Here is a 6,692-nt window from a genome sequence, read left to right as displayed (position 1 = left end):
TCAGCATTACTGCTTCTGTATTGCGGTGGCAAATGTACTACATTTTTTTAATCCTCCAAATATTTTTATTAAAAAAATTAAATTTTTCTAATTCAGATAAAAGACACGAAAAAAATCTTTTCTTTGTAAGTACAATATAAACATTTATATCAAGCAATTACACTTATGTTGACATTCAATTACAAAAAGTGGAACATTATAGGAGGCTGGCTATGTTTCCTTATCGCTTTAATTACTTATACCTTAACAGTAGAGCCTACATTAAGCTTCTGGGATCCTGGAGAATACATTGCAACATCTGCAAAACTACAAGTAGGACACCCACCTGGAGCTCCTGTATATCAAATGTTAGGTGCATTCTTCTCTTTATTCGCTACTTCTCCAGAAAAAGTGGCATTGATGGTCAATCTGGTTGCTGTGTTATCAAGTGCCTTTACCATTCTGTTTATGTACTGGAGTACAACAAACCTATTGAAGAAGATCGTAGAAAAAACATCTGAATGGACTAATGCCAATGCTTTTGTTGTTTTAGGAAGTGCTGCCGTGGGATCATTAGCATTTACTTTTTCAGATAGCTTTTGGTTTAATGCAGTTGAATCGGAAGTGTATGCCTCGGCAATGTTTTTAATAGCCTTACTATTATATTTAGGATTAAGATGGTATGACGACTTAGAAAATGAATATGGAGATAAATGGTTATTGTTAATCGCCTTAGTAGCTGGATGTTCTTTTGGTGTCCACCTAATGGCTCTATTAACCATACCGTCAATCGTGTTGCTATACTACTTCAAACAATACCAAAAAGTTACAATAAAGAATTTTATCATTGGAAACATCGCAGCAGTCGGTGTATTATTTTTCTTGTTTGCCTTCCTATTCCCTAAGCTATTAGCTTTGTTCGGAAAAACGGAAATCTTTATGGTTAACCAAATAGGTTTACCCTTTAACAGTGGAACAATTTTCGCCTTTTTACTAATCGTAGCTGTCTTTGTTATTTCCCTTAAATACACAAAGCAAAAGCAATATGTAAAAGCGAACACACTTATACTAGCCTTACTATTTGTATGTATCGGTCTTACTTCATGGATAATGTTGCCAATTCGTGCAAATGCAAATGTAGTCATCAACGAAAACAGACCTTCCGATGCAGCAGAGTTATTAGCTTATTATCAACGTGAGCAATATGGTGATGAAAGCATTTATTACGACTCTTATTTTACTAAAAAATACGTGGGGCTTGATGAGCAAAATCCATGGAAAGATGATAACCCTAACTACGAAAGAGATTACAAAACAGGAAAATATGTAATCGTAAACGAATGGAAAAATGCTGGTCAAAACTATGACAGCACACATAAAGGAGTATTACCAAGACTGTGGAGTACAGACAAACACCATAGAATAAACTATATGCGCTACACTAAACCACTGGACTTTGAAGTAAAGCCAGAAGTAGTTAGTGCAATGTCCAATTATCCTGAGCTACAACAAATCGTACAACTAACAGAAGGGGTAAAAGATGGAGTGGCAAAGGGAGAAATAGGCATTGAGGGACTTGATCGTTTCTTCGATCAATATGGACAATATTTAAACATTGAAGTACCAAGCTTTAGCAGTAATATGTCATTTATGTTTGACTACCAATTTGGCTATATGTTCTGGAGATATTTAATGTGGAATTTTGTCGGTCGCCAAGATGACATCCAAGGACAAGGAGATATTTTACACGGGAACTGGATAAGCGGTATTAAAAGTGTAGATGCTGTACGACTAGGTAATCAAGACCAATTAACTCCAGATGCGTTAAACAATAAAGGAAGAAATACCTACTTCTTTTTACCATTCATCTTTGCATTAATTGGTATTGTATTTCATTATCGCAAAGACCCTAAAATGTTTTGGGTACTTTTAGTCTTATTCTTATTCACCAGTTTTGCCTTAAAGATTTTCTTAAATGAAAGACCTTTTGAACCAAGAGAACGTGACTATGCAGTAGTACCAGCATTCTATGTATTTGCCATGTGGATTAGTTTCGGTGTATATAGTCTATATGATGGACTGCGAAAATTTGTAACCCCAAAAGTATTAGGCCCAGCAGTTGTAGGTCTTTCTCTTTTAGCAGCACCTGTATTAATGGCAGCTCAAAACTGGGATGACCACGATCGTTCTGATCGATATACTGCATTAGCTAATGCTAAGGCGTACCTAGACTCATGCGATAAAAATGCTATCTTATTTACTATTGGGGATAATGATACATTCCCGTTATGGTACTTACAGGAAATTGAAGGATACAGAACAGATGTACGTGTCGTGTGTACAAGTTTATTACCTTTAGACTGGTATATCGATCAAATGAAAGCTAAAGCATATAATTCAGAACCTCTACCAATTAAATTCACGCACAATCAATACGTTGGTAACAAAAGAGATGCGACGATTATTCAGCCTATGCTTGAAGAAAGACTAGACATAAATACGTATATGAATTTTGCACGTTCTGAAGATCCGCGTTTACAAACGAAATCTGAAGCAGGAACAACCCTATACATTTTGCCTACGAACAAAATAAGTATAGCTGTAGATAAAGACATTATCCGAAAAAACAATATTGTATCACCTTATCTAATGGATCAAGTGGTGGATACAGTGAAAGTCGACATAACAGACCAAGCGATATACAAGCATCGATTAATAATGCTTGACATCATAGCAAATAACAACTGGGAGCGCCCTGTATATTTCTCAGGAGGTAGTTTTAATAATGACGATTTTGTATGGATGAAAGATTACCTTCAATTACAAGGGTTAATCTACAAACTCGTTCCAATCAAAACACCGATAGACAAGGGGCACCCATTAGACTTAGGTAGTATAGACTCGGATAGAATGTACACCACTGTAAAATCGTGGTACTGGGGTAATATGGGAAGTGACAAAATCTACCACGACCCTCAAACGAGAAGAAATGCATTGAGTTACAGAATCAACTTAGCCCGTTTAATGGAGCAACTTCTATTAGAAGACAAAGTAGATAAAGCCAAAGATATCATGGATATCGCAATGGAGAACATGCCTATCCAGTACTACGGTTATTATCAACTCGTTCAGCCATTTGTGGAAGGTTATTACAAAATAGGTGAAAAAGAGACTGCTAAAACAATGACCTTAGTGTTAGAACAAAAAGCAAAAGAAGAACTTGACTATTATAACAGTCTAAGTGTAGATGAGATTTATTACTATCAATCCGATATTATCGAACAGATAGAGACCTGGAGACAATTAGTATTAATTACAGAAGAAGACGATCCAACTCTCTACCAACAATTAAAAGAAAACTTTAATACCTATAATGCTAAGTTTTCACAATTTAACAGACCAGCTCTTTAAATTATAAATCAATAAAAGGCGATAGTAATCACACTATCGCCTTTTTCTTTATACCTTTGTCTCCATAAATAAAACTGTACAATGATCGAAAATAAGAATCAATCGCGAACAAGTTTAGAACAACTAGGTGAGTTTGGATTAATCGACCACTTAACTGCTAACTTTCCAACACAACAAGAATCAACAATAAAAGCAATTGGTGATGATGCAGCTGTCCTATCATTTGACAAAGATGAAAAAACAGTCATCTCGACAGACTTATTAGTAGAAGGTGTGCACTTTGATCTGGCTTACTCTCCATTAAAGCATTTAGGATATAAAGCCGTTGTAGTCAATCTATCGGATATCTGCGCAATGAATGCAACCCCTACACAGATTACAGTTTCTATAGCCGTATCCAATCGATTCACTCTAGAGGCTTTAGAAGAATTATACGAAGGGATAAAATTAGCTTGTAATTACTATAAAGTCGATTTAATCGGAGGAGATACCACTTCTTCACAAACAGGGCTAATCATCAGCGTAACTGCAGTAGGTAAAGCAAAAAAAGAAGATTTAGTCTATAGAAATGGTGCAAAGGACAACAATTTATTGGTTGTCTCTGGGGATATTGGTGGAGCTTATATGGGGTTACAAGTACTTGAACGTGAGAAACAAGTTTTCTTAGTCAATCCAAACAATCAACCAGATTTAGATACATATGACTATATTATAGAAAGACAACTAAAACCAGAAGCACGTACAGACATCAAGCAATTACTGAAAGATCTTGATATAAAACCGACAGCAATGATTGACATCTCAGACGGTCTATCATCAGAAATCATGCATCTATGTACACAATCTGAAGTAGGCTGTAACTTATACGAAGACAAATTACCATTAGACCCACAGTTTATAAGTACTTGTGAAGAATTCAATATAGATTCAACAACAATGGCCATTAATGGAGGAGAAGATTATGAATTACTATTCACAATATCGATGGAAGACTTCGAAAAGGTCAAAGCAAATCCAAATCTTTCAATCATAGGACATACAACTCCAAAAGACGAAGGAATACACCTTATCACAAGAGCAAATACAAAAATCCCATTAAAAGCGAGAGGGTGGAATCACCTAAGTAATGAATCAGGGGAAAACTAAAATATCAAGGGCTGTTTATAAAAAAACAGCCCTTTTTTTATTAATCAATTTGACGCTCTTCCTTTTATCAAAAGTTAAAAATTAACTTACAATCAATAAACTCAAACACCTACCCTGCCTCAGTTTGTTTTCCAATTCTTTCATTTAATTTAAAAAACTCAATTCTTTCAAGTAAAATCTTAGACAATTCGTTATATTTACGAATACCAAAAACTATTAAATACAATGAATAAAACTTATCAATTGAAAGTTAATGGAGATGTTGTTTTTGAAAGTGACACTTTATTAAATGATAGTATTAATGCTGCAGCTATAAGCACTACTTCGTATCACGTTTTAAAAAACAATTCATCTTTTAGCGTTGAAATCGACGAACAACAATTCGCCGAAAAGAAGTATCAGATTACAGTCAATGGAAACCAATACACTGTAGATATTCAAACCGAACTCGATAAACTAATCAATGAACTTGGCTTCTCACTAAATACAAGTAAACAAGTAAATTTTATCAAGGCTCCAATGCCTGGGCTTATCTTAGACATACTTGTTGAAGTAGGACAAGAAGTCAAAGAAAATGATAACCTACTCATCTTAGAAGCCATGAAGATGGAAAACAACCTATCCTCTCCAAGGTCAGGTGTCATCAAAACAATCAACGTAACGAAAGGAGCAACAGTTGACAAAGGATTAGTTTTAATTGAATTCGAATAATTATGAAAAAAATATTAGTTGCCAATCGTGGTGAGATAGCTGTTCGCGTAATGAAAACAGCACAAAAAATGGGTATCAAAACAGTAGCGATATACTCAACAGTAGATCGTTTGGCTCCACATGTGAAAATGGCTGATGAAGCAGTCTGTATTGGAGAAGCTCCTTCTAATCAATCTTATCTACTAGGAGACAAAATTATTGAAGTAGCAAAATCATTAGGAGTTGATGGCATTCACCCAGGTTATGGTTTTTTAAGTGAGAATGCCAGTTTTTCAACGGCCTGTGCTAATGCCAATATAACATTTATAGGACCCGACGCTCACTCAATTGAATTAATGGGCAATAAATTGGCTGCTAAAGAAACCGTAAAAGGTTATGACATACCAATGGTGCCAGGTTTAGATGAAGCTATTACAGACATTGATAAAGCCAAACAAGTTGCGGCAGAAATAGGGTTTCCAATTCTGATTAAAGCCGCTGCTGGTGGTGGTGGAAAAGGAATACGAATTGTAGAAAAAGAAGAAGAGTTCGAAAGTCAAATTCAACGCGCTATATCTGAAGCAACAAATGCCTTTGGAGATGGCTCTGTTTTCATTGAAAAATTTATCGGATCACCCCGTCATATAGAAATACAAGTATTAGCGGACAAACATGGAAATATCGTACACTTATTTGAACGTGAATGTAGTATACAACGTCGTCATCAAAAAGTAATCGAAGAAGCACCTTCTGCAGTACTTACACCTGATATAAGAAAACAAATGGGAGAAGCTGCAGTACGTGTAGCAGCATCATGTAATTATATAGGGGCCGGAACTGTTGAGTTTTTAATTGATGAACAGTTAAACTTCTACTTCTTAGAAATGAATACCCGTTTACAAGTAGAACACCCCGTTACTGAATTAATAACAGGATTAGATCTTGTAGAAATGCAAATTAAGATCGCCAGAGGGGAAAAGCTTCCTTTTTCACAAAGCGATTTAGCTATTAAAGGACATGCAATGGAACTCAGAATATATGCAGAAGACCCTTTGAATGAGTTCTTACCAAGTGTAGGCTATCTAGAGACCTATCAATTACCAAAAGGAGAAGGTATACGAGTAGACAATGGTATAGAAGAAGGTATGGATGTACCTATCTATTATGACCCAATGCTAGCAAAATTAATCACCTACGGAAAAACACGAGAAGAAGCCATAGAACTGATGATTAGAGCTATTCAAGCTTACAAGGTTAAAGGCATTAGTACTACTCTTCCATTTGGTAAATTCGTGATGGAAAACCAAGCTTTTAGAGAAGGTCATTTTGATACTAATTTCGTAAAGAAAAACTACAGTGCTGAAATGATTAAAGCAGGATACCAAGATGAAGCTGAGATAGCAGCATACATTGCTCTACAAAAGTATCTAGAGGACCAAAAACAATTACGCTTATCAAACTAAGGA

General features: G+C 35.5%; 4 protein-coding genes. All 4 read left to right on the top strand.

Going from position 1 to position 6,692, the window contains the following annotated elements; all coding sequences use genetic code 11:
* Positions 1-165: 165 nt before the first annotated feature.
* The 4 genes from GJV77_RS07235 to accC all read left to right on the top strand — a co-directional run bounded on the left by GJV77_RS07235 (position 166) and on the right by accC (position 6,689).
* The gene (locus GJV77_RS07235; RefSeq protein WP_155035701.1) at positions 166-3,390 is read left to right on the top strand and encodes a glycosyltransferase family 117 protein; all 3,225 of its coding nucleotides are present in this window, start codon (positions 166-168) and stop codon (positions 3,388-3,390) included.
* An 81-nt stretch (positions 3,391-3,471) separates the two neighbouring features.
* Positions 3,472-4,536: a thiamine-phosphate kinase gene (thiL, locus tag GJV77_RS07230; RefSeq protein WP_155035700.1), complete on the top strand. Its 1,065-nt coding sequence runs from the start codon at positions 3,472-3,474 to the stop codon at positions 4,534-4,536.
* 225 nt (positions 4,537-4,761) lie between these two features.
* Entirely contained in the window at positions 4,762-5,247 is a 486-nt protein-coding gene (locus GJV77_RS07225) for an acetyl-CoA carboxylase biotin carboxyl carrier protein subunit (RefSeq protein ID WP_155035699.1), read from the top strand.
* A 2-nt stretch (positions 5,248-5,249) separates the two neighbouring features.
* Positions 5,250-6,689, top strand: coding sequence for an acetyl-CoA carboxylase biotin carboxylase subunit (gene accC / locus GJV77_RS07220; protein ID WP_155035698.1), 1,440 nt, complete (start codon positions 5,250-5,252; stop codon positions 6,687-6,689).
* Positions 6,690-6,692 lie beyond the last annotated feature (3 nt).

The organism is Myroides pelagicus, assembly GCF_009711055.1.
Lineage (GTDB): Bacteria > Bacteroidota > Bacteroidia > Flavobacteriales > Flavobacteriaceae > Flavobacterium > Flavobacterium pelagicum.
The sequence above is the reverse complement of the archived record's forward strand: the minus strand, read 5'-3'. Positions and strand labels throughout refer to the sequence as shown.

Bases quoted from the DNA above. Each gene is read 5' to 3' on its own strand.
- accC (WP_155035698.1), top strand. From the start codon at position 5,250: ATGAAAAAAATATTAGTTGCCAATCGTGGTGAGATAGCTGTTCGCGTA.
- GJV77_RS07235 (WP_155035701.1), top strand. From the start codon at position 166: ATGTTGACATTCAATTACAAAAAGTGGAACATTATAGGAGGCTGGCTA.
- GJV77_RS07225 (WP_155035699.1), top strand. From the start codon at position 4,762: ATGAATAAAACTTATCAATTGAAAGTTAATGGAGATGTTGTTTTTGAA.
- thiL (WP_155035700.1), top strand. From the start codon at position 3,472: ATGATCGAAAATAAGAATCAATCGCGAACAAGTTTAGAACAACTAGGT.